Annotated in this window: 25 protein-coding genes; 13 read left to right on the top strand and 12 right to left on the bottom strand. The window is 62.3% G+C overall.

Annotated features, from left to right (window positions below; translation table 11 throughout):
• Window positions 1-48 precede the first annotated feature (48 nt).
• The gene (locus tag AC1ECK_RS23815; protein WP_480323390.1) at window positions 49-360 is read right to left on the bottom strand and encodes a recombinase-like helix-turn-helix domain-containing protein; all 312 of its coding nucleotides are present in this window, start codon (window positions 358-360) and stop codon (window positions 49-51) included.
• A 1-nt stretch (window position 361) separates the two neighbouring features.
• Complete coding sequence (locus AC1ECK_RS23820; protein WP_480323392.1) at window positions 362-676, bottom strand: non-heme iron oxygenase ferredoxin subunit; 315 nt, start codon at window positions 674-676, stop codon at window positions 362-364.
• Window positions 677-1,144: 468 nt separating this feature from the next.
• On the opposite strand from AC1ECK_RS23820, the gene AC1ECK_RS23825 reads away from it, so the two are divergent.
• Window positions 1,145-2,185, top strand: a complete 1,041-nt coding sequence (locus AC1ECK_RS23825) for a porin (RefSeq protein WP_480323448.1) — start codon at window positions 1,145-1,147, stop codon at window positions 2,183-2,185.
• A gap of 41 nt (window positions 2,186-2,226) precedes the next feature.
• Here the strand turns inward: AC1ECK_RS23825 and AC1ECK_RS23830 are convergent, their stop codons facing one another.
• Window positions 2,227-3,183, bottom strand: coding sequence for an IclR family transcriptional regulator (locus tag AC1ECK_RS23830; protein ID WP_480323394.1), 957 nt, complete (start codon window positions 3,181-3,183; stop codon window positions 2,227-2,229).
• Between the two features lie 441 nt (window positions 3,184-3,624).
• Here AC1ECK_RS23830 and AC1ECK_RS23835 point away from each other — a divergent pair, with 441 nt between their 5' ends.
• The gene (locus tag AC1ECK_RS23835) at window positions 3,625-5,322 is read left to right on the top strand and encodes an acid phosphatase (protein ID WP_480323396.1); all 1,698 of its coding nucleotides are present in this window, start codon (window positions 3,625-3,627) and stop codon (window positions 5,320-5,322) included.
• Window positions 5,323-5,444: 122 nt separating this feature from the next.
• Here AC1ECK_RS23835 and AC1ECK_RS23840 read toward each other — a convergent pair whose 3' ends face one another.
• The 4 genes from AC1ECK_RS23840 to AC1ECK_RS23855 form a co-directional block, all read right to left on the bottom strand.
• Window positions 5,445-6,128, bottom strand: coding sequence for a DUF4410 domain-containing protein (locus AC1ECK_RS23840; protein WP_480323398.1), 684 nt, complete (start codon window positions 6,126-6,128; stop codon window positions 5,445-5,447).
• A gap of 137 nt (window positions 6,129-6,265) precedes the next feature.
• Window positions 6,266-6,847, bottom strand: coding sequence for a DUF3501 family protein (locus AC1ECK_RS23845; RefSeq protein WP_480323400.1), 582 nt, complete (start codon window positions 6,845-6,847; stop codon window positions 6,266-6,268).
• 30 nt (window positions 6,848-6,877) lie between these two features.
• Window positions 6,878-8,215, bottom strand: coding sequence for a heterodisulfide reductase-related iron-sulfur binding cluster (locus AC1ECK_RS23850; RefSeq protein WP_480323402.1), 1,338 nt, complete (start codon window positions 8,213-8,215; stop codon window positions 6,878-6,880).
• Between the two features lie 218 nt (window positions 8,216-8,433).
• Entirely contained in the window at window positions 8,434-8,856 is a 423-nt protein-coding gene (locus AC1ECK_RS23855) for a rubrerythrin family protein (RefSeq protein ID WP_480323404.1), read from the bottom strand.
• Between the two features lie 230 nt (window positions 8,857-9,086).
• Between AC1ECK_RS23855 and AC1ECK_RS23860 the strand changes: the two genes are divergently transcribed.
• The 5 genes from AC1ECK_RS23860 (at window position 9,087) to AC1ECK_RS23880 (ending at window position 12,721) form a co-directional block, all read left to right on the top strand.
• Entirely contained in the window at window positions 9,087-9,446 is a 360-nt protein-coding gene (locus tag AC1ECK_RS23860; RefSeq protein WP_480323406.1) for a DUF3564 domain-containing protein, read from the top strand.
• A gap of 132 nt (window positions 9,447-9,578) precedes the next feature.
• Window positions 9,579-10,328, top strand: coding sequence for a DNA/RNA non-specific endonuclease (locus tag AC1ECK_RS23865; protein WP_480323408.1), 750 nt, complete (start codon window positions 9,579-9,581; stop codon window positions 10,326-10,328).
• Entirely contained in the window at window positions 10,321-10,581 is a 261-nt protein-coding gene (locus tag AC1ECK_RS23870; RefSeq protein WP_480323410.1) for a hypothetical protein, read from the top strand. The genes AC1ECK_RS23865 and AC1ECK_RS23870 overlap by 8 nt, the downstream gene beginning before the upstream one ends.
• Window positions 10,582-10,833: 252 nt before the next feature.
• Window positions 10,834-11,988 (top strand): glycosyltransferase family 4 protein, encoded by a 1,155-nt coding sequence (locus tag AC1ECK_RS23875; RefSeq protein ID WP_480323412.1) that lies wholly within the window; start codon window positions 10,834-10,836, stop codon window positions 11,986-11,988.
• Between the two features lie 325 nt (window positions 11,989-12,313).
• Complete coding sequence (locus tag AC1ECK_RS23880) at window positions 12,314-12,721, top strand: hypothetical protein (protein WP_480323414.1); 408 nt, start codon at window positions 12,314-12,316, stop codon at window positions 12,719-12,721.
• A 117-nt stretch (window positions 12,722-12,838) separates the two neighbouring features.
• Here the strand turns inward: AC1ECK_RS23880 and AC1ECK_RS23885 are convergent, their stop codons facing one another.
• Window positions 12,839-13,561 (bottom strand): Crp/Fnr family transcriptional regulator, encoded by a 723-nt coding sequence (locus AC1ECK_RS23885; RefSeq protein ID WP_480323416.1) that lies wholly within the window; start codon window positions 13,559-13,561, stop codon window positions 12,839-12,841.
• Window positions 13,562-13,665: 104 nt separating this feature from the next.
• On the opposite strand from AC1ECK_RS23885, the gene AC1ECK_RS23890 reads away from it, so the two are divergent.
• Complete coding sequence (locus tag AC1ECK_RS23890) at window positions 13,666-14,211, top strand: Mpo1 family 2-hydroxy fatty acid dioxygenase (protein WP_480323418.1); 546 nt, start codon at window positions 13,666-13,668, stop codon at window positions 14,209-14,211.
• 71 nt (window positions 14,212-14,282) lie between these two features.
• Here the strand turns inward: AC1ECK_RS23890 and rarD are convergent, their stop codons facing one another.
• Complete coding sequence (gene rarD / locus AC1ECK_RS23895) at window positions 14,283-15,185, bottom strand: EamA family transporter RarD (protein WP_480323420.1); 903 nt, start codon at window positions 15,183-15,185, stop codon at window positions 14,283-14,285.
• A gap of 358 nt (window positions 15,186-15,543) precedes the next feature.
• Here rarD and egtD point away from each other — a divergent pair, with 358 nt between their 5' ends.
• On the top strand, window positions 15,544-16,512 hold the full coding sequence (gene egtD / locus AC1ECK_RS23900; protein ID WP_480323422.1) for an L-histidine N(alpha)-methyltransferase: 969 nt from the start codon (window positions 15,544-15,546) through the stop codon (window positions 16,510-16,512).
• Window positions 16,513-16,579: 67 nt separating this feature from the next.
• Here the strand turns inward: egtD and AC1ECK_RS23905 are convergent, their stop codons facing one another.
• A complete protein-coding gene (locus AC1ECK_RS23905) occupies window positions 16,580-16,876 on the bottom strand; it encodes an acylphosphatase (RefSeq protein WP_480323424.1) in 297 nt (98 codons plus the stop codon).
• Window positions 16,877-17,031: 155 nt separating this feature from the next.
• Between AC1ECK_RS23905 and hpnA the strand changes: the two genes are divergently transcribed.
• Together hpnA and AC1ECK_RS23915 are read left to right on the top strand one after the other, a co-directional pair.
• On the top strand, window positions 17,032-18,042 hold the full coding sequence (gene hpnA / locus AC1ECK_RS23910) for a hopanoid-associated sugar epimerase (protein ID WP_480323426.1): 1,011 nt from the start codon (window positions 17,032-17,034) through the stop codon (window positions 18,040-18,042).
• Between the two features lie 115 nt (window positions 18,043-18,157).
• The gene (locus AC1ECK_RS23915) at window positions 18,158-18,751 is read left to right on the top strand and encodes a hypothetical protein (RefSeq protein ID WP_480323428.1); all 594 of its coding nucleotides are present in this window, start codon (window positions 18,158-18,160) and stop codon (window positions 18,749-18,751) included.
• 73 nt (window positions 18,752-18,824) lie between these two features.
• On the opposite strand, the gene AC1ECK_RS23920 is transcribed toward AC1ECK_RS23915, so the two are convergent.
• Together AC1ECK_RS23920 and AC1ECK_RS23925 are read right to left on the bottom strand one after the other, a co-directional pair.
• Window positions 18,825-20,000, bottom strand: a complete 1,176-nt coding sequence (locus tag AC1ECK_RS23920; protein WP_480323430.1) for a glycosyltransferase — start codon at window positions 19,998-20,000, stop codon at window positions 18,825-18,827.
• Between the two features lie 12 nt (window positions 20,001-20,012).
• Window positions 20,013-20,258 carry a hypothetical protein gene (locus tag AC1ECK_RS23925; protein ID WP_480323432.1) on the bottom strand — a complete coding sequence of 82 codons (246 nt, stop codon included), beginning with the start codon at window positions 20,256-20,258 and terminating at the stop codon, window positions 20,013-20,015.
• 295 nt (window positions 20,259-20,553) lie between these two features.
• On the opposite strand from AC1ECK_RS23925, the gene ispH reads away from it, so the two are divergent.
• Window positions 20,554-21,498 (top strand): 4-hydroxy-3-methylbut-2-enyl diphosphate reductase, encoded by a 945-nt coding sequence (gene ispH, locus AC1ECK_RS23930; protein WP_480323434.1) that lies wholly within the window; start codon window positions 20,554-20,556, stop codon window positions 21,496-21,498.
• Between the two features lie 10 nt (window positions 21,499-21,508).
• The gene (hpnH, locus tag AC1ECK_RS23935; protein ID WP_480323436.1) at window positions 21,509-22,654 is read left to right on the top strand and encodes an adenosyl-hopene transferase HpnH; all 1,146 of its coding nucleotides are present in this window, start codon (window positions 21,509-21,511) and stop codon (window positions 22,652-22,654) included.
• The last annotated feature ends 107 nt before the right edge of the window (window positions 22,655-22,761 follow it).

Below are 22,761 nucleotides of genomic sequence, written 5' to 3' on the forward strand. Positions count from 1 at the left end.
CGGATGCGGTGCGGTGAGACGGGGTCGCTCGGTTGTTCGGGGGCGCGCTTATTCGGCAAGCAGGCGGAATTCGGCGGTCAGGCGCTCGGCGCTCCACGCCGCGCCTTCCGGAGTCCGGAAGCCGACGCGGTTCAAACCGTCGACTACGTCCTGCAACTCCACTGCACCGGCATCGAACACTTTCTCGAGCGCGTCGCCGAAGTCGTTCTCGTATTGCGTCGGCTCTGCCTTGCGGGTTTGCCACACGAGGTTTTGCGCCTCGCCCGGCTTTTCGATGACGCCCTTGCCGGCCACGTTGTTCGGCTGCGGCGCAAGCCACGGCTTCAGGGAAGGATTGAATTTCACGGCTTGTTCTCGCATGTCATTCCACCTTGATCTGGATTTCTTCACCGGCAAGACGAACCGCATACACCTTCAGGTCGCGGCCGCCCGGCTCTTTCAGGCACTTGCCAGTCGGGATATGGAACACGGCTTCGTGCAGCGGGCATTCGACGGTATCGCCGTCGACAAAGCCCTGCGTCAGCAACGCGTACGCATGAGGGCAGACGTTTTCCAGCGCGTACAGCGCATCGCCCACCTTGTAGATGCCGATCTCCGTGCCGTCGAGCTTGAACTCGAGCGGCGCGTCTTCAGCCAGGTCGCCGGCATGTCCGGCGCAACGCCATTGTTCAGTCATTCGCTACCTTCTCCTGAAGCCCTTATGTTCCACATACGAAACATTAGTTCGTGTATGGTGAATTATAGAAGTCGCGTCGCGGAGAAAAAAAGAAAAATCTGCAGCGTTAGGGGAAAACACTGATGTGGCGTCGGACAGACAGCGGACCGCGAACCTGCCTGAGAACTCGACCTGCGTTATGCCCCTATTCCGTAAGGGTTTTCTGTCGGTATCCGAAGCAATCCTTCGCACGGCATTCGGGTTTCCTCGGGGCTCAAAAATTTATTTTGACCACTTCTGAAAACTCTATACTTTCCATAGGCGATACATACGCCCATAGGTGGAACAAATAAGAAGCGAAGTTTAGGCGCATAAACCATGACCAACGCTCACTCAATGCACCACGGACAGCGGAATGGGATCTAGCTATCCGTCATATGATCAGGAGAACCAACGGTGAAAAGAATCATTGCAGTCGGACTTACGGCAATGTGTGCCGCGTCAGGGGCGTGGGCACAAAGCAGTGTCACGCTTTACGGTAGTCTCGATGCCGGAGTCGCGTACATCAGCAATGTCGGCGGAAGCACGAAATGGATGGCGGAACAGGGCAACATGCAGCCTGACCGTTGGGGCCTGAAGGGTGTGGAGGATCTGGGCGGCGGTCTGCACGCCTTGTTCCAGTTGGAGAACGGCTTCTCTACGACGACGGGCGCGATGGCGTCGTCCGGAACGTTGTGGAACCGCCAGGCGTATGTAGGCTTGAGCTCGGATCAGATCGGCACGCTGACGCTGGGTCACCAGACGCCGTTCAACTTCGACGTGCTGGGGCCGCTGAGCACCGGTTATCTCGCCGCCAGCTGGTATGCGTTCCACCCGGGCAATATCGACGAGTTGGCCGACACGAGTGTCGTGCCGTTCAACAACTCGGTGAAGTTCCGCTCGGCCAGCTTTAGCGGCTTCTCATTCGGCGCGATGATGGGTCTCGGCAACACGACCGACTTCGCCACCGGGCGCACCTTGAGCTTCGCGGCCAGCTACGCGAACGGCCCGTTCAAGGCCGGTGCGGTCTACTCGAACGAGCACAACCAGACACCGTCGATCGTCACGACCGGCATCACGAAATTCCAGGGTGTGGCGGCCGCCAACTACACGGCCGATAAGGTCGAAAACATGGGCGCCGGGCTGTCGTATCAGTTCGGCAAGCTGCTCGTGCATGGCTTGTACACGCGCGTGAAGCTGGACTCGCCGGGGTACTCGAGCACCTATCAGAGCTACGACGCGGGGGCGAACTATCAGTTCACGCCGTTCAACAGCGTGGCGGGCGGCGCTGCGACGACGAGCCTCGACGGTCACCGCTGGACGCAGTTCGAGATCGGCGATATCTACGCGCTATCGAAATCGACCCAGGTGTATGTGAATGCGCTGTATGAGCGCGCCAGTTCGAATACGGACGCTGCGTTCTTCACAGCAGGCGTCGCGAACGGCCGCAATCAGACGGTGTTCCTGACGGGCGTTCACCATTCGTTCTAAGTGAAGGTGCGGCCGGTTGCACGCAGCCGGCCTGCCCTCGTCTAGTGCGCCGCCACCGTTCTGCGGCGCGCCTCGGCAACGGTCGGATCGTCCGCACGCGGACGGTAATTGAGGCGCGTCGACAGATCCACCGCCGCGTGACACACCGCTGCGATCAAGGGTTCGCGTTCGCCGGCTTCGCCGATATCCGAACGCGGCACCGTGACCGTCAACGCAGCCACGATGCGGCCGGTCTGGTCGCGCACCGGCGCCGTCACCACCGAAATGCCACGCTCGAACGAAGCCTCGCTGACGGCATAGCCGAGCACCGCGCTTTCACGTACGCGCTCGTTGAGTTCCTCGACGGTCGCCGGCGTGCGATCCGTAAAGCGCTCGAGCTGCGGCTCAGGATAAAGCTGGCGCAATTCCTCGTAGCTCAGATCGCCCATCAACACCTGGCCATGCACCGTCGCATGCGCCGGCAGACGCGTGCCGACATGCACCTTGACCGAGCTGAACATCGGATCGTGCGTTTGGGCCTTCGCAACGAACACCACATCGCGCTGATCCCGGATCAGCAGGTGCGCGCTCAGTCCCGTGGCATCACGCAGGCGTTCGAGCAGCGGCGTGCCGATATCGGTCAATTCGAGCGAACTCAAATATTCGAAGCCGAGCCGCAACACCGCGACACCCAGCCGGAAATGACGGTCGCCATTCACGCGCTCCAGAAAACCGAGCGCTTCCAGTGTCTGCAGCAGGCGGAAGGTGGTGGTGCGAGGAATGCCAATGCGCTTCGATAATTCCGGCGCGCCCAGCACCGGTTCGCGTGCACTGAATTCAGCGAGGATGCGCAAGCCCCGTTCGAGGCCAGGGACGAGATAGGTCGAGCCGCCGGCGCTCTCTTCGTCGGCGGTTTCGGTCAGATCGACGGGTGCTGCTGCCTCATCGTGAACCGCCGGCGCATCGCCGCGCGGTTTGGCCGCTTTGCGTCCCGCTCCTGTCATGTTTTCTTTTGCCATATCCGGCTGTAGTTCGTGCTGATCGTCTATAGGTCAGCATGATAGCGCGAAGCGTCGCGGGCCAATTTGGCCTAAGGGAGCGAATTCTGGCATCGTACGATCTCGCTACCCCGTTCGGGAAATCGGCCGAATACAACCGGCGGTTCCGTCTGGCCTTGCGCGCCCTGTCGAACCACGGGCGCCTCAAGAAGATGCTCGAAACATATTGCCCGGGCACAGCGCAGCTTTATCCGCATTGACGCATTTCGATTGACACACAAATGGACGATATCGGGCGCGATCATTGTCAGTTAGTCGACGCGTGCAAACGGAGCGCCGTCGACGAAGTCGTTTCAATGCCTGACGAACAACATATTCTCGAAGCGAAGCACGAAGTGCCGGCTGCGGCGCGACCGGGATGACCGGCGCGCGGAAGCGGCCCAGACCTGAGGAGCCAGACCGATGAATCAGAAGGACGATTTGCCCGTACCGCACCCGAACGCCGAGCTTGCCCACGACGACGGTCCCGACAACCCCGAGCGCCGCCGCGTCCTCACCGGCATCGCGGCAGTAGGCCTCGGACTCGCCTTCGCCGGTTGCACCACGGAACAGCAAGCGGCCGGCGGCCAGCGCAGCGCCGCCGATCTGCGGCTCGACGCCGCCTTGCACGATCAGGTGCGCCAGATCGTGGTGATCTACGCGGAGAACCGCAGCTTCGCCAATCTGTACGGCAATTTCCCGGGCGTACAGCATCCGCTCGACACCGTGCCCGCGGAGCGCTACGTGCAGCTCGACCGCGACGGCAAAACGCCGCTGCCGCAGTTGCCGAAAATCTGGGGCGGCCTCGTGCCGCAGGCACAGGAAGTGGACGGCAAGCGCTACATGATCGGCGAGCGCGACATCGTCGATCTGAACAACAAACCGTTCCACATCACCGACGCGCAGGGCGCGCCGCTGCCGAACAGTGTGATCACGCGCGACCTGTGGCACCGCTTCTATCAGAACCAGATGCAGATCAACGCCGGGCGCAACAACCAGTTTGTCGCGTGGGCCGACTCGGGCGGTCTGGTGATGGGGCACTACCGGAATTCCGCCGAGACGTTGCGGATCTGGAATCTCGCGCAGCAATACACGCTGTGCGACAACTTTTTCATGGCGGCCTTTGGCGGCTCGTGGCTGAACCACATCTTCCTGATCTCCGCGCAGACGCCGCTCGTGCCGGACGTGCATAACACCGCGGCGAAGCAGTTTGTGTCTGTGGTCGAAGGCGATGATCCGACCGGTGCATGGCTCAAGGTCGCGCCCCATTCGCCGGCCTCCGCGCTCGACGGTCCGCCGAAGTTCGTCAACGACGGTCTGTTCACGCCCGACGGCTACGCCGTCAACACCATGGCGCCGCCGTATCAGCCGAGCTTCGTGCGCCCTGCGCCGGGAGGCGATCCGGCCACGGCGGATCTGTCCAATCCGCGCGTTCTGCCGCCGCAGAACTACGCGACCATCGGCGATCGTCTGTCGGATAAGGGCGTGAGCTGGGCGTGGTACGCCGGTGCATGGCAATACGCGATCGACCACCAGGATACCGGCAACGTGCCGGACTTCCAGTACCACCATCAGCCGTTCAACTACTTCGTCAACTATGCGCCGGGCACCGACGCACGCCGTCAGCATCTGCGCGACGCAGGCGTGGGCGACGACGCGTCGACCAACCGCCTGCTCGCCGATATCGACGCCGGACGCCTGCCTGCCGTCACGTTCTACAAGCCGCAAGGCAATCTGAACATGCACGCAGGATATGCGGACGTCGAGTCGGGCGACCGTCACATCGCCGCGGTGATCGACCACCTCCAGCGCAGCCCGCAGTGGGCGAATACGGTGGTGATCGTCACCGTCGACGAAAACGGCGGCTGGTGGGATCCGGTAGCGCCGCCGAAGGGCGACCGCTGGGGTCCGGGTTCGCGGGTTCCGGCGCTGGTCATATCGCCGCTCGCGAAAAAGGGCTACGTGGATCACACCGTCTACGACACCAACTCGATCCTGCGCTTCATTACCCGAGTGCACGGATTGAAGCCGCTCGACGGGATCGTGGCACGCGATCGCGCCTTCGCGCAAAACGGCTTGGCGCCGCTTGGCGATTTGACGAGCACGCTGGCGCTGGCCTGATTACGGTTAATGGTTATTGGGTGTTTAGCGGTCCCGCCAGCACGGCTGGCGGGACCGCTGCCGTTAACGTGCAGGCAAAGGCGTAAGTAGGCGCTCACCTCATCGGCCGCCGGCCTGCAGCCTTATTGCGCCTTGGCCTTCAACTTTTCCACCACCGAATCCGAGATTTGCTGTGCGGTGTTCCTGATCGTCGATTTCTGATCGTGGCCGGCCATCACAAACTTCGCGGCAATCACATAGGGATTGAGCTTGATGAAGGCGCCGGGCTTGTCCTTGCTGGCGCCTTCCTCGGTGCTCTCATAGAGCGGCGGCAATGCGGGGTTGGACAGATCGTCGAGCGAGACAGCGATCTGAAAGTTACTCTGGCCCGCGCCGAAACCCACCACGGCGCGCCGCAAGCGGTTGCCCTCGTCGACACTCAGAAATACGCCGCGCACCTGCCAGCCCGTGGCGGGTAACGCCGCGCCGGGCGGAAGCCGGCGCGCGTCGACGCCGGCTTTCGTCAGATCGGCGGTGAGGTCGTCCGCCATTTCGGCGACGATCTCTTTGGCCTGGGTCTGAGGGTCCTTCGATTGCCTTAATGGGCCGCCAGGCAGCACGCTGCCCAAGCGTCGCAGCCGGCTACCAGGGCCGCTGTCCGGCTTGATATTGGCGGCGTCGAGATCGAAATCTGCTACATAGACAACCGGCCGCGGCGACGGAAACGGCGCCGGCTCGTCCGCGGAACTGGCGGCGCTGAAGCCGACCGCGGCGATCGTGCCGAGCCACATCGCCGCAACGGCCGCTTGCATCCATCGACGTGCCATGACCTGCCTCCGCAATCGTCGTATTGACGCCGCTATCCTACAGGGCTAAAGCGATGGGACAAGGTTGGCGTGCACTCACTCCGCAGGATCGAATACCCGGCTTCTTGCACATCGAACACCGCGCCGTGCGGCATGTTTCAAGCGAGGTCCTTCAGCAGCGCCGCCCTTACCCGCGGCTCGACGGTCTGCGTAGGCACCGGGTAATTCGGATGATCGCAGCCGACCTGCAACGCCGCCCCGTCGCGCAGTCGCGCTTTCATCGCAGGCGTGAGTTCGAAGCGGACGAAGTGCACGGCCGAGGTCTTCTGGTCGTTGTCGCGTTCGAGATCCTCATCGGCAATCGCATAGACCGGCGATTCACCGTCCACCTGCAGGAACACCTGGTCCTCGATGCCGATCAGCCGGGTCAGCGCCGCATGCCGCTCGATTTCGTTCTCGTATTCGATCTGCATCGTCGCCTTCAGGTTGCTGCCGTCCGGCACCAGCGGCAGATAGGCGTTCAGTTCGCCCTGGATACCGTCCTCGTCGAAAATCTTCTCGATATGAAGCATCTCCTGAATCTGATAGCGGATCGTGGTTTCGTCTTCGAACAGGAACGTGACGTGGTTGCCGAGCGGCACGGTGCGATCTTTCTTGTGCTCGATCACCTGGGCGCGCATGGCAATGCGCGATTTCGAATAATTCTCGAGCGACAACAGCGAGTTGCGGGCAATGCTCATCTCGGGTGTCCTTCCAGTCAGTTAGGGTTGTCAGAGGCCGTACGCCTTGCGCAGCAGCGTGAGCGGATGCGCAAGCTGTCCTTTGGACAAGCCGCTTTCGTCGAGCCCCTGTTCGATATGATGGCCGGCCAGTTGGCAATCCGACGAAATGTAGTCGGGATGCGGCTGGGCCATCGCCTTGAAAACCGGCGTGCCGATCTGCATCGCCGTGCGGTGGAACTCCTTTTTGACGCCGAACGTGCCGGCATGCCCGGAACAGCGCTCGACAACCGTGACCTGCGTATCCGGCACCAAGGCCAGGGTTTCGGCGGTTTTACGGCCGATGTTCTGCACCCGCGCGTGGCAAGGCACGTGGTACGACACTTTGCCGAGCGCGGTCTTGAAGTCGGTTTTCAGAAGACCGTCTCGATTGCGCGATACGAAGTACTCGAACGGGTCCCAGAACGCTTCGCTGACGGCGCGCACATCGGCATCATCGGGGAACATCAGCGGCAGTTCGTGCTTGTACATCAGCACGCAGCTCGGAATCGCGCCGATGATCGCGTAGCCCTCGCGGGCGTATTTCGCGAGCACCGGCAGATTTTTTTCCTTCTTGGCGGCAACGCCCTGCAAATCGCCCTGTTCGAGCAGCGGCATGCCGCAGCACGCTTCGCTCTTCACCAGTTCGTAGGGAATGTCGTTGTGCGCGAGCACGGCGAGCAGGTCGTGCCCGATCCCCGGCTCGTTGAAATTCACATAACAGGTGGCGTAAATCGCGACTTTGCCCGGCGTGCGCTCGCCGTCGCGCACCGGCGCAGCCGGCGACTTTTTCGCGGCACTGCGGAATTTTCGTGGCGCGAAGTCCGGTAACCACGCGGTCCTGTCGACGCCAAGCATGTTCTCCATCACGCCACGCGCGGTTGCGGTGCGATTGACTGTGTTGACCGTCTGCGTGACCACCGGAATGCCTGCGAGGTGGCCGAGCGCGTCGGTGTTCGAGAGAAACTTGTCGCGCAGCTTGACGTCGCCGCGTTTGTAATCGACCGCCTTGGCGCGCAGCATCAGGTGCGGAAAATCGACGTTCCATGAATGCGGCGGCACATACGGACACTTGGTCATGTAGCACAGGTCGCACAGGTAACACTGATCGACGACCTTGCCGAACTCGGCTTTGTCGACTTCGTGCGCTTCGCCGGTGTCGGTGGCGTCGACCAGATCGAACAGCGTGGGAAACGCGCCGCACAACGAGACGCAGCGGCGACATCCCGCGCAGATATCGAAGACGCGCGCCAGTTCCTGATCGAGCGCCTCCTGATCGTAGAACGCATCCGAAAGCCAATCGAGCGGATGCCGGGTGGGCGCCTCGAGGCTGCCTTCTTTGTGGGGCATGGAGTCAGACTCCTTGAATGCGTTTGCGTTTTTCTATTTTGACTGCGAAACCGGCACCTGAGCGCGCTCAAGCCGCGGCACATCGCCACGACGGCCACGACGCGCCGCACCTTGCGCCGCGCCGACACGAACAGGAGCCTGCGGACCGTTGCCGCAAGCTCCTGCTGTTGCTTCAACCTGTTTCAGTGTAGCTGGCGTTCGCGCCGATGCATGCCGCGTCAGTCGACCAGTGCTTCGAGCGCCTTCGAGTAGCGGTTGGCGTGGCTACGCTCGGCTTTGGCGAGCGTTTCGAACCAGTTGGCGATTTCGTCGAAGCCCTCTTCGCGCGCGGCCTTTGCCATGCCCGGATACATATCGGTGTATTCATGGGTTTCGCCGGCGATCGCCGCTTGCAGGTTTTGCCGCGACGAACCGAACGGCAGTCCAGTGGCCGGGTCGCCTACCGCTTCGAGATACTCGAGGTGACCGTGCGCGTGACCCGTTTCGCCTTCGGCGGTCGAGCGGAATAGCGCCGCAACATCGTTCTGGCCCTCAACGTCGGCCTTGGCTGCGAAATACAGATAACGACGATTCGCCTGCGATTCGCCGGCGAACGCTGCCTTCAGATTATCCTCGGTCTTCGAACCCTTGAGTTGCGACATCTGAACCTCCATGCAAGCCTGTAATGTGGGGCGCGCGATGGTGGACGAAATCGTCCACAGGACCGCCGGGCAGACGCGCGTCGCTGCACCGCGTCTTTAAATCTAGAAGCTGGGCAAGACGTTCCCCAATTGTGTTTTTCAATGCCGCCGATAGTCGTTTGCCTTGCATAACGTGAAGCTCGGCCTAGACTGATAGAGCAATACTTCGCGCTCTGTGTAACGGAACTGCCATGCGCCTGACCATTCTGATCAACGGTTCCGATCCCACCGTCAATCACGATTACGCTGTGCTGTGGCTCGATACCGATGAGCATCGGTGGTCGAGAGAAGCGCATCAAGGGATCGATCTGCCCCCCTGGGGCGAACTCCATGACGCCGACGGCGTCACGACACTGTGCGCGCCGAGCACCGACGCGCCGCTGTGTACGCTGCGCGGCCTGCACGTGGACCGCAAGCAGCGCGTCAGTTCGGCGGAAGGCTCGGCCGCCTGGACGTGCGTGCCGGCGCATCAGCCGGCAACCGGTTACTGGCGGCTGCAGGCTGTAGACCGTCAGCCCGTTCACGCGGAACACCGCGTCTTCGACAGCTAGGCTGCGAAAGAGGGGCGCTGTCGTTGCGTCCCTCTCCTGACCTGAATGCTGGCTCCGGAGGTGGGGCTTGGCTCGCGCAAGCAGCACGCGCGACGCTATACTTTTGCCCCCCGTTCCTCCGCTGCCTGATCCATGAAGAAGTGGTTTGCCTCTCTGCTGTTCGCCGTCGCGGCGCATGCCATCGCCGCGCCCTCCTGTGCCGACTTCACGCCCAACGCGCAGTGGCCGGTGCTGACCAACCAGAAGATAGCGCCGAAGGCGCGCATGCTCTGTTACTCGGACTTCGCGGTCTTGCATTCCGGCATCACGCACGGGCCGCTCTGGTCCGCCGAACATCTGACGCGCGATCACATCGAAGCCGCCCAAGACATGGTGCGCACCAACAAGTTCTTCGAGGATGCGCGTCTGCCCGACGGCGAAGGCGCGACGCTTGCCGATTACAAGCGCAGCGGCTTTGACCGTGGCCATATGAGCCCAGCAGGCAACCGCTGGAATCAGCAAGCGATGGCACAGTCGTTTTCGCTGGCGAACGTGGTGCCGCAGAATCGCGAGAACAATCAGCGCCTGTGGGCGCGCATCGAAACCTCGGTGCGCAAGATCGCCACCCGCTACGACGACACCTACGTGGTGACCGGGCCGATGTTCACCGGCCAGCAGTTGCAGACCATCGGACCGACGCGCGTGTTCGTGCCGACGCAATTGTTCAAGGTGGTGTACGTGCCGTCGACACAAATGGCGTTCGCGGTGGTGGTCGACAATGTCTCGACGAATCGCTACAACATCAAAACCGTTCACGAACTCGAAGCGATGAGCGGCATCCGCTTTCCGGGCATTCCCGAGTCAGTGAAAGATCAGCGTCCAGGAGGACTCAAAGGTGTTTAACGCTTTCTCGAACGACGACGAGGTACTCAGTATTCAGGGCGACACGCTGACGCTCAGCAATGGGACGACACGTGTCACGCTAACCGGCACGCTCGAGCTGACGAAAGATCAGCGCGGGCTGAAGGCGGCACTCGTCTTGAAACAAGCCCTCGACAGTATCGTCGGAACATTGCAGGCTCAAGCCAATTTGCCTGAGCGGATCAAGGACGAACCGGACGCCAAACCAGGAGTGGTCGACAATCCGTTCAAGTGACGTGTTGAGGGCAAGTTGTATAGACGGCCAAGAACGACAAAATTTGCAAAGACTTCAGACACTGCCAGGCGTTAGGTGCGGTAGCACACAGAGACGCGCAATTTGCGGACGTACCGTATGCGGCGATAGTTGAGCAACGCCTCAGCTCAACGTCTCCCGCTACACAGGCCGCACAAGGGCAGCGATGGATCCGGACGATTTGCAACTGCAACCGCACGCGAGGCATGCCTACGACCGGGCGCGCGCTGCATCATGAACACGCCGATCGATTCTTTGCAGATCGGCATGCGACGTCCGCTGGCACGTCACGACGGTCTCGACCGGATGCTCCAGACTCTGGCCGCAGCTTTGCCTGGTCAAGGTGTCAATGTGCGCGATCCAGGCGCCGCCGCGTCTGCCGCGCCCACCCCATCCAGCGCCGTGCAGCAGACCCTTGCCGATGCACAGGCGAGCCTCGGGCGACTGCTCCGGCGCCCTGCCGCGCAACCGCGCCCGCTCGAACCGGGGCGCAAGCCCGATGTGGTCGCGCTGCACTTCGCGCCACACGCTGCGCCGATCCTCGGCAAGTTCGGCAAGGTGCCGCGTGTCGTCCATTTTCATGGCTCGTGGGTCGACGAACATCGTAGCGACCGTGGCGCGGCTTTGCTCGGCCCCTTGCGCTACGGCCTCGAGCGAATGGTGTATCACGGCGGCACGCGCCATATCGTGTTATCGCGCGAGTCGGGTGATGTCCTGCATACGCGCTACCGCGTTCCGGAAGAGCGCATTCGTGTGGTGCCCGGATGTGTCGACACCTCGCGCTTCGCGCTGCGCGTTACCAGAAAGCAGGCGCGCAAGCGCCTCGCCATGCCGCAAGACCGGCCGGTACTGCTGTGCGTGCGGCCGCTCATCCCCGGCATGGGGCTCGACGATCTGATCGACGCGATCTTTATGGTCAAGCTGGTCGTGCCTGACGTGTTTCTGGTCATCGCCGGCGCCGGGCCGGAACAAGATCTGCTGTACGGACGCATCGTCGCCCGCGATCTGGAGAACCAGGTCCAGCTCGCGGGTTTCGTCTCCGACGATGCGTTACCGCAGTACTACCGCGCCGCCGATCTGACGGTCGTGCCAACGGTCGCCATGAAAGACTGCGGGCTGACTGCGATCGAATCGCTCGCCACAGGTACGCCGGTTCTGGTGACGGCCGAGGGCGGCTCGGCCGAAGCGGTCGCGCCCCTGTCGGATCACCTGGTAGTCTCGTCCGGTGGCTACCGGGAACTCGGCAACGGCATTGCCGATGCACTGCTCGGCGTGCGCGTGATGCCGAGCGCCGACGCATGCCGTCGCTACGCGCGCAAACATTTCGACGACACGGTAATCGCAGCGCAGATCGCCGAAGTCTATCGCGACGCGATCAAGACATACTGAGCGACATTCCCCTACCGCCGTCACGCAAGCTGCATCTCTCGAAGCGGTTTCGACTTCCTTCTTCAGACGCATCGCTCTGCATGGCTCGCATCGAGCATCGAGTCCAGCGGCTTGATGCCGACGGCACACCAATTCGTCATCCTCATTTCTTAAGGAAAACTTAAATCGTCATATATGTAGTGGTGAAATGCGCGTCCATGTATCTCGATAAGCACATGTTTCCGCCGTTACGTTTTGTCACCAGAACAGCGTCAACTCCTGTGATCCGGCTAGCGTTAAACCGGCAGCGCTGAACCTTTTCAGCCGCCACACAAGGAGTTAAACCATGAAGAAGATTTTCGCTGCTCTCGCTTCCGCTCTGCTCGTTTCGACAGCCTTCGCACAGACAGCCGCACCGACTGCCGCACCGGCGACGTCAGGCGATCAACAAACTCAAGCGGCTGGCCAGGCCAACCTCAAGGCTGGCGGCATCACATCCACTGACGCAGCGAAGACCGACGCCTCGGCCAAGCAAGCGAGCACGACGGCCGACAAGACCGAAGCCAAGGTCAAGAAGACCAAGAGCGGGACTGCCCACGTCAAGAAGACCCAGGCCCATAAGATCAGCAACAAGAAGCACGCCGCCGTGGCCAGCGCTGAAAAGACTAAAGCCACCGGGGAAGCCGGCAAGGAGGCCAGCGCAGCGCCGGTCAAGACCGACGGCGCAAAGACCGACACCACCAAGACCAACTAAGGTGATCGGTTATCGACATAATCCGGCCACCAGGTCTTAACAGTTGAAGCCGAATATGCCGTTGGGGAGGGCGAGTCTGCGGACTCGCCTTTTTTACTGGTTGCCCCGCAAGCGGGATCAAGCCGATAGACGTCCTGTCTCATCGGGGTTCGCCAATGCCATCAACTTATTGACGTCGACGATTTCGATTTCTGCATAGCGCAGTTGCAATGCACCCTGCGTTTCGAACTGCTTAAGAATCTGATTGATCGTTTGCCGCGATAACGCCAGCATCATCGCAAGATCTTCCTGCGGCAGCTTCAGCACGCGCCGCAACATCCCCGGCTCGCCGTAACCGCCCGCCATCAGCAGCAAGCGGCGCGCAATGCGCTGCGCCGCCGGCAACAGCGCTGCCTCCTCGATCGCATCGAAGGCAAGACGCAGCTTTTGCGTGAGCAGCAGGCCGAACAGATACCAGTACTGCGGCGTGCGTTCGAGCAACGCCACCAGCTCGGCACGCGGGATATGAAACAGCACGGAGTCGCGTTCTGCATAAGCGTCGTGCGTGCGCGCGCGGCCATCGAACAACGCAATTTCGCCGAACCAGTTGACCGGTTCGATCACGGCAAGCAGCGCTTCCTTGCCGGCAAAACTCGCCGCGCCAATGCGCACGAGGCCATCCAGCACACAGTAGAGTCCATCGTCGGGATCGCCGCGCGTGAAGAGCCGCTCGCCTGCCTGCAGGCGCTTCACGCGGCCGAGTTCGACCAGTTGCGCCCGAAACGCCTCGGGCGCCGAGCGAAACCAAGCACTGCGTTCGAGCACCGCTTGCGGGTCATTCGGGGAGAAAGGCGAACTCATAGGCTGGCACCATGCAGGACTGGAGTGCGGAGATTGTCGGCTACCCGAAGGTTTTTATTCCGCTTGACCGCGATTATGATGACTTTGATCGAGGAGCGGCACTCATGAGAACGCTGACCCAACAATTGACCCAGTACGCGGCCTATCACCGCGACCGGCGCAACATCGCCACACATTTCGTCGGCATTCCGATGATCGTGCTGGCGCTCGCGGTGCTGTTGAGCCGCCCTGCATGGATGTTCGCCGCGTTGCCGCTACCGCTCTCGCCTGCCTGGGTACTGTTCGTGGCAGCCACGCTCTATTACCTTGTGCTCGATGTGCCGCTCGGCCTGATGATGGCCGTCGTCTCGGCGCTGTGCCTTGCCTGCGGCCAATGGCTCGCCGCGCAATCCACGTTGACCTGGCTGGCCGCCGGCATTGGCCTCTTCGTAGTCGGCTGGGTATTTCAGTTTGTCGGCCACATGGCCTACGAGCATCGCAAGCCGGCCTTCGTCGACGATCTCGTCGGCCTGCTGATCGGTCCGCTGTTCGTGCTGGCCGAAGCGTTGTTCGGTTTCGGCTGGCGCCCTGCCCTGCGGGAGGCGATCGAAGCAGAGGTGGGAGCGACGCGCATCAACCCGGATCGTGCGGCAGCGCATCACGGTCCTTAACGCACGCGTCCGGCAGCGCATTCGCATGAACCGTTCCGTACTAAGCCCGCGTCAGCCTCGCCGGGTGCGGTTCAACGCGATGTCTGAGGCAAGCGCACCAGCCGTACGCCGTGCAATGCCGTGAGCCCCACTGCCAGCCAGATCGGCACATAGGTGGCCAGTTGTTGCGCAGTCAACGGCTCGCCCAGCAACGTAACGGACACCAGCACCAGCAAGACCGGTTCCACGTAGCCGAGAATGCCGAACAGCGCCATCGGCAACATCCGGCTCGCCTTCAGATACGACGCCAGCGCAACCGTACTCAGCACGCCGAGGCCAGGCAGCAGCAGGAAAATCATATCGAGGCGGCCTGCCACCATCGTGAGCGAGCCGCCGAGCACCACTTGCGCGATCGCGAACGGCAGCAGCAGCGCCATTTCCAGCGAGAACACCGTCATTGAATCCGCGTTGATTTTGCGGCGCAGCACGAAGTACGGCGGATAACCGAGCGCGACCAGCAGCGTCGGCCATGAAAACGCGCCCGTTACCCAGATTTCATGTGCGACGCCCACTGCGGCACAGGCCACCGCGAGCCACTGCAACCCGTCGATCCGCTCACGATAGTAGAAGCGGCCCACTAGCACCATCGTCAGCGGCAGCAGGAAGTAACCGAGCGAGACCTCCAGCATGCGGCCGTGCAACGGCGCCCACAGGAACACCCAAAGCTGCGCGCCGAGCATCGCCGCGCTGGCCACGAGCGCTAGACCGATGCGCGGTTCACTGACGGCTCGCGCCATCAGTTGCGCGAGCAACGGCAAGCGCTGTCGCAGCGCGATCAGCAAAAGCGCGCCCGGCACGGTCCAGACTACACGCCACGCGAATATATCGAGCCCGCTCAAAGGCGCGAGCAGTTTGGCGTACACCGATAGCAGCGCAAACAACGTCGAGGCGCTGACCGACAGTGCGATGCCCCGTCCAGGTTCGTAGGTGTTCATCGGATGATTCTAAAAACGCAAGCCGGCATTCTAGACGCGTTGCCAGCAAGAAGCGGCGCCGCGGAGCACAATTACTCCGTGCGCGACGGCCGTCGATGAACTAGAACATAACTTCACGCGTGCGCACGAGGGTGCTCATGTTGCCGATTGCCTCAACGGCATTGCGACATCGCACGTCGCCGCATGATTGCGCGCAAGCGCGCTTCTTGCTTGATCACCCCGGCTTGTCCGGCGAATGCGCCGTCCCTGCGGACCTCAGGTCCGCTCCTTCCTGACGCGCGTGGCACCGTTCCGTGTCGCGCTCGTGAACACCCTGCTGACAGAAAACCGTCACCGGAACGTGAAAACTGGAGCAAGCATGACTCAGCCAGCCCTATTGCAGGATGTCTCGCCCGATTTCGCCACCGAGGTTCGCGCCGGGCTCACCCACACGCCGCAGAAGGAGTTGCCGTCCAAATACCTGTACGACGAAGTGGGCTCAGCGCTGTTCGAAGTGATCACCGTGCTGCCCGAATACGGCGTAACGCGCGCGGAAGAACGGCTCCTGGCGAAGCACGCGGCGGACATCGTGGCGCAGCTTCCGCACGACGTGACCGTTGCCGAGCTGGGTAGCGGCAGCGGCCGCAAGACGCGGCGAATTCTGGAAGCGCTGTGTAAAAAGCGCCCCACTTCGTACTGTCCGATTGAAATTTCGCGTAGCGCGCTACAGTTATGCCGGCGCGAACTGGGCGATATCGAACGCATTTCGATTGTCGGCTACGAACGCGACTACCTCGCAGGTCTCGCGGAAGTCAGCAAGAAACGCGCTTCCGGCGAACGGCTGCTGGTGCTGTTTCTCGGCAGCACGATCGGCAATTTCGGCCGCCTCGCGGCAACGCGCTTTCTGCGTTCGATCCGCGGCATGCTGGCGCCCGGCGATGCGTTGCTGCTCGGCACGGATCTCGAGAAGCCGATCCCGGTGCTGGTGGCCGCTTACGACGATCCGGTCGGCGTCACCGCCTCTTTCAACCTGAACCTGCTCGCGCGCATCAATCGCGAACTGGGCGGCGATTTTCCGCTTGACGCGTTCGAGCACGTGGCGCGCTTCAATCCCGACGCACGCAGCATCGAAATGCATCTGCGCGCGCGGCGTCCTGTCACGGCGCATGTGCGCGCCGCGCAACTGACGGTGACGCTGGACGAAGGCGAAACCATCTGGACCGAGAGCAGCCACAAGTACCGGACCGAAGAAGTTCATGCGATCGCCGACGACGCCGGCTTCGCGTGCAGTCATCAGTGGGTCGAGCGGGAGTGGGGGTTCGCGGAGAGCCTGCTGGTTGCGCAATAGGGCTTGGCTAACGCCCGTGCGGTGAGTCCCGTGCGGTGGCTGCCTTTTACCACCCGCGCCGCTTCACTCAGTGCTGCTCGAAGCGCTCGTAGCGCTTTTCCGTCACCCGCTCTTCGCCGGCCACTTCGCTCACGCGAGCGGCCGGCGGCCCGTGGCGCAACCACGAGAGCATCCGGTCCACCTGATTGGCAGTGCCCTGCAAGACGGCTTCGACCGAGCCATCGTCGAGATTGGCCACCCATCCTTTGATACCGAGCGCGTGCGCCTGGCGTACGGTCGCGTGGCGGAAACCGACGCCTTGCACGACGCCGCGCACCCGCACGTAATACGTTTCGATCCGCGAATCCAGATCCGGGCCTGTCATGCCGTCTTCTCCTCACAATCTTTCAAGCCGGCATTCTAGTCGCGTCGCGGCGAGATTGCTTGCACGGCATTGAACATAAGAATGGCCCGCGGCGCGACACGCGGCGCACGCGCCACGTACAATCCGACGACCGCCACGCAGGGAATTGGAAAAGAATGATGGATCAGAACCGCGATCTCGTACTCGTTACCGGCGCTTCCGGCTTCGTCGGCTCGGCGGTGGCGCGCATCGCGCAAGAGAAGGGTTTCAAGGTGCGCGTGCTGGTGCGCGCCACCAGTCCGCGCCGCAACGTCGAGGCGCTCGACGCGGAAATCGTCGTGGGCGACATGCGCGACGAGGCATCGATGCGCGCCGCGCTGCGCGGCGTGCGCTATCTGCTGCACGTCGCGGCCGACTATCGGCTGTGGGCGCCGGACCCAGGCGAGATCGAACGCTCGAATCTGGAAGGCACCGAGGCCACCATGCGCGCGGCGCTGAAGGAAGGTGTCGAGCGCATCGTCTACACCAGCAGCGTGGCGACGCTGAAGGTGACGAGTTCGGGCCAGTCGTCCGACGAGACTTCACCGCTCAAGGCCGACCAGGCAATCGGCGTCTACAAGCGCAGCAAGGTGCTGGCCGAGCGCGCGGTCGAACGGATGATTGCGGAGGATGGTTTGCCCGCGGTAATCGTCAATCCGTCGACCCCGATCGGTCCGCGCGACGTCAAGCCCACGCCGACTGGCCGCATTATCGTCGAGGCCGCGCTCGGCAAGATTCCGGCCTTTGTGGACACCGGGCTGAACCTCGTGCATGTCGACGATGTAGCGGCCGGGCACTTCCTTGCGCTCGAACGCGGCAAGATCGGCGAGCGCTATATTCTCGGCGGCGAAAACCTGCCGCTGCAGGCGATGCTCGCCGACATCGCCGCGCTCACCGGGCGCAAAGCCCCGACCATCAGCCTGCCGCGCTGGCCGCTTTACCCGCTTGCGATGGGCGCCGAGGCGGTGGCAAAGATCACAAAGCGAGAACCGTTTGTGACCGTCGACGGTCTGAAGATGTCGAAGAACAAGATGTACTTCACGTCCGCGAAGGCGGAACGCGAACTCGGCTATTGTGCCCGGCCCTACCGCGAAGGTTTGGCCGATGCGCTCGAGTGGTTCAGGCAAGCGGGGTATCTGAAGGCGTAACGAACGGCCCTCTGGACAGACCCGCACGCACTTTGTTACAACGTCGCCCGGCCCGCGGCGGGTCACAGCCCGCGCGCAACAGGTAAAATCGCGGGTCTTACCAGAGAATCCTCGCATGAACCTTCACGAACAGCTCGGCGCGCTTGAAGTGGGCGTCGATCAGCTTATCCAGGCTGTCGTGGCCCCGCAGGCCCAAAACATCCCAGAACCCGCCACAGCAAACGCAACGGCCGAGGCCCCTGTGCAGCAGGCTGCCTCAGCGCCGGTCTCCGCGCCGGGCGTGGCGAGCGAAGACACCCCAATGAGCCCGGCAGCCGGGATGGACCCAGTGGCGCAAGCCGTGGCCGAAACGGAGCAAGCCGCGACAAGCGCCGCTGCTGAAGAAAAGCCCACGCTGTCGGTCGGCCGCCCGGCCCAGAACGAAATCACCATGACGATCGGCGGCAAGACGGTATCGCTGCGTCCCGAGCAGGTGGGCCAGTTGATCGAGGAGCTGTCGAATGCACGCGCCTCAATGACGCCCGAGCCGCCGATGAGCATGCCGTCCGGCTGGCGCTTCGTGTCGACCCGCAACCCCGTCATGGCCGTGCAGAAACAGTCGAACGGCGACCGCTTGCTGATCATGCGCCATACCGGTCACGGCTGGGTGCCGTTCACGTTCTCGCCGGATAGCGTGATTCAGATGTACGCGCTGCTGACGCAGCGGTAACCCGGTTGCCTTGATGCGGTGGCGGTGCTGGTTGGGGTCGCCGGCCTTGCGCCGTCCGGCCCCTCGGCCTTACTTACCGATCCTGTTGCACCGGCGCCTGCACGCGCGCCTTCCACTGACCGCCCTTGCCGCGCCAATAGCGCACCGCCGACGCAAACGTGGCGCCGACATAAAACAACGCCACCAACGGCAGGAACGGCGCCCAGAGCGGCGAGCGGCCGTAATAGCGCAGCATCGGCGCATACGCGCAGCACATCGCCGCCCAGGCAAGCCACGCGGGCCAGCACAACGGCCCGAGCGCCAGCGCCGCGACCGGCGGAATCAGATAGATGATCGTCATGCCCGCCAGCGTTCCGGCCAGCAGCCAGGCGGAGTAATGCAACTGTGTGAACGCGGTGCGCGCGATCATGTTCCAGATCTCGCGCCAGTTGTCGTAGGGACGCAGGGAGACGCTACGCGCCGCCACGTCCAGCCGGATCGGATGACGCCCGGCGCCGCGATGCTTGATACGCGCAGCCAGACTGCAATCGTCGATCAGCTCGGCGCGGATCGACTCGATGCCGCCCGCCTCCTCCAGCGCCGTGCGCCGCACCAGCATGCAGCCGCCGGCCGCCGCCGCCGTCTTGTTGCGCGGGTTGTTGACCCACGCGAACGGATACAGCTTGGCGAAGAAAAACACAAAAGCGGGAATCAGCGCCTTTTCCCAGAACGAGTCGCAGCGCAGCCTGACCATCAGCGAGACGAGGTCGCGCTGTTCCGCATCGGCGCGTGCGACGAGTTGCGTCACGGCATCGGCAGGGTGGCCGATATCTGCATCGGTAAGCAGCAGAAAGTCGGCCGGCAGACCCAACGTGCGCACCGCCTCGATACCTTGCGACTGCGCCCAGACCTTGCCGGACCAGCCCGGCGGCAGCGGCTTGGCGGTGAGCACCGTCAACCTGTCGGAACACTGCAACTGCAGCGCGGCGGCGCGGGCGGCGTCAGCGGTGCCGTCGGTGCTGTGATCGTCGACGACAATCACATGGAACTGCCCCGGGTACTCTTGGGCGAGCAGCGTGCTGACAGCCTGCGCGATGACATCGGCCTCGTTGCGTGCCGGCACTACGGCTGCTACCGCCGGCCAAGCCTCGCGCGGCGCGCTCGCAAGCGGCGCCGCGGGACGCGCCCGCCAGAATCCGCCGCGGAAAAACAGCAGCACACCCCAGATCAGCAGCGAAAGACACGACAGAACAAACAGAACCACCTGCATTACGCGTTGCCCTCAATCGAAGTGGCGCACGATGACGCGCCGGGACAGCCACATCGCGAGCGGCGCGCGCGTCGTGACAACAAACCAGTCGAAGCCATCGAGCACCGGCCGACGGCGGAAGACATCGTACCCCGCGCGCCCGGGAAGGCGCAGCGCGAGCGGCAGTTTATACTGTGCGCCCATGCCGAGCAGAGGCCGCCACACCTTCGGCAGAAACGCACCGACGCCAGGAAAGTTTTCGTAGTGATCGGCTTCCATACGGCAAGCCTCGAATTCATTCGGTAATACAGTTGTAAGCATTTACCGCAAGGCCAGATAGTTTAAGGGTTCCGCACCGCGACTGCAGCACGCCATGCTTGCCGGACGGGCCTTACAAGCCGCTTGGGACGGACTCGCCAGAGCAAAGCACGCCCGATAGCGTTAGAATGCGCGTTTGGTTTTCGTCTACCGACTTTACGTCGGTTTTTAGACATCAATTATTATCATGGTCGCGGCGATAAAGTCGTTTTCACCGGCTTCTTCGAAACCTGCGTCAGTCGGAGTTCGGCAGCCTATGCGAGTCATCCTTGCTCAACCCCGCGGCTTTTGTGCGGGGGTGGTCCGGGCGATCGAAATTGTCGATCGCGCGTTACAGCAACACGGCGCACCCGTGTATGTGCGCCACGAAATCGTCCACAACCGGCATGTGGTCGACAACTTGCGCCAGAAAGGGGCGCGCTTTGTCGAAGAACTCGATGAGGTGCCGGAAGGCGCCGTGGCGATTTTCAGCGCGCATGGTGTGGCCCAGAGCGTCGAACGCGCTGCGGAAGAACGCGGCCTCGACGTGCTCGACGCGACCTGCCCGCTCGTCACCAAGGTGCATGTGCAGGGGCGCCAGTACGTGGGCGCCGGGCGCACGCTGATCCTGATCGGCCACGCGGGGCACCCCGAAGTCGAAGGCACGATTGGCCAGATCCCCGGCAAGGTGTTGCTGGTGCAAAGCGAGGCCGAGGTCGCGCATCTGGACTTGCCGGTCGACGCACCGCTCGCGTACGTGACGCAGACGACGCTGTCGGTGGACGACACGCGCGGCATCATCGACGCATTGCAGCGCCGCTTCACCAACATTGTCGGTCCGGATACGCGGGACATCTGCTACGCCACGCAAAACCGCCAGGCGGCGGTGCGCGAGCTGAGCACGCAGGTTGAGGTGCTGCTGGTGGTGGGCGCAACGAACAGTTCGAACTCGAACCGGCTGCGCGAGATCGGCAGCGAAACGGGCGTACCGAGCTATCTGGTGGCGGATGGTTCGGAAGTGAAGCCGGAATGGTTTGCGAATGTGCAGACGGTCGGCATCACGGCGGGTGCTTCGGCGCCTGAAGAAATGGTTGAAAACGTAATCGATGCGCTGCGCGCATTGGGGCCTGTCGAGGTATCGACGATGGCGGGCCGAGAAGAGAAAGTTGAATTCAAGTTGCCGTCAAAGCTGACGCAACCTCTCGCCGCACGCGAAGTTTAAGGAGGACATCTTGTCTATTCCGTTGCTCCAGAAAGTCCGGGTTGGCGCATACATCATGCGTCAGCACCTGTCGCGCAATAAGCGCTATCCGCTGGCATTGATGCTCGAGCCGCTGTTCCGCTGCAATCTCGCCTGCAATGGTTGCGGCAAGATCGACTATCCGGATCCTATTCTGAACCAGCGTCTGTCTCTCGAAGAGTGCCTCGGCGCTGTTGACGAATGCGGTGCGCCGGTCGTTTCGATTGCAGGCGGCGAGCCGCTGCTGCACAAGGAAATGCCGGAGATCGTGAAGGGCATCATCGCGCGCAAGAAGTTCGTGTATCTGTGCACGAATGCGCTGCTGATGGAAAAGAAGATGGACGACTACCAGCCGAACCCGTACTTCGTATGGTCGGTGCATCTGGACGGCGACCAGCAAGCGCACGACCACTCGGTCTCGCAGGAAGGTGTCTACGTCAAGGCAGTCGCCGCGATCAAGGAAGCGAAGCGCCGCGGTTTCCGCGTCAACATCAATTGCACGCTGTTCAACGACGCCGTGCCGGAGCGCGTCGCGAAGTTCTTCGATACGGTCAAGGAAATGGGGGTGGACGGCATTACCGTCTCGCCGGGTTACGCGTATGAGCGCGCACCGGACCAGCAGCACTTCCTGAACCGCGACAAGACGAAGCATCTGTTCCGCGAGATTTTCAAGCGCGGCAACAATGGCAAGAGCTGGTCGTTCAGCCAGTCGGCGATGTTCCTCGACTTCCTGGCCGGCAATCAGACGTATCAATGCACGCCGTGGGGCAATCCGGCGCGTACGGTCTTTGGCTGGCAGAAGCCGTGCTATCTGGTCGGCGAAGGGTATGTGAAGACCTTCAAGGAACTGATGGAGACCACGGAGTGGGAGAAGTACGGCACGGGTAACTATGAGAAGTGTGCTGATTGCATGGTGCACTGTGGGTTTGAGGCTACCGCTGTGATGGATACTGTTACTCATCCGCTGAAGGCTTTTAAGGTTTCGCTGCGCGGGCCTAAGACTACCGGTGAGTTCGTTGAGGATATTCCTCTTGATAAGCAGCGGCCCGCTGAGTATGTTTTCTCGCGGCATGTTGAGATTAAGCTTGAGGAAATTGGTCGGGCCGGGAAGAAGGTACAGGCGGCGGCGGCTCATTAAACGCTGCGCGTTTGGGGCTCTTTTGCTGGGCTCGGGGTTGGTTGTTGGTCGAAGCGCATCGGGTTTTTTAACGGTGCGCTTTTTGTTTTTTTTGGCCTTTTCAGGTG

The organism is Paraburkholderia sp. SSBN10T (assembly GCF_056619545.1).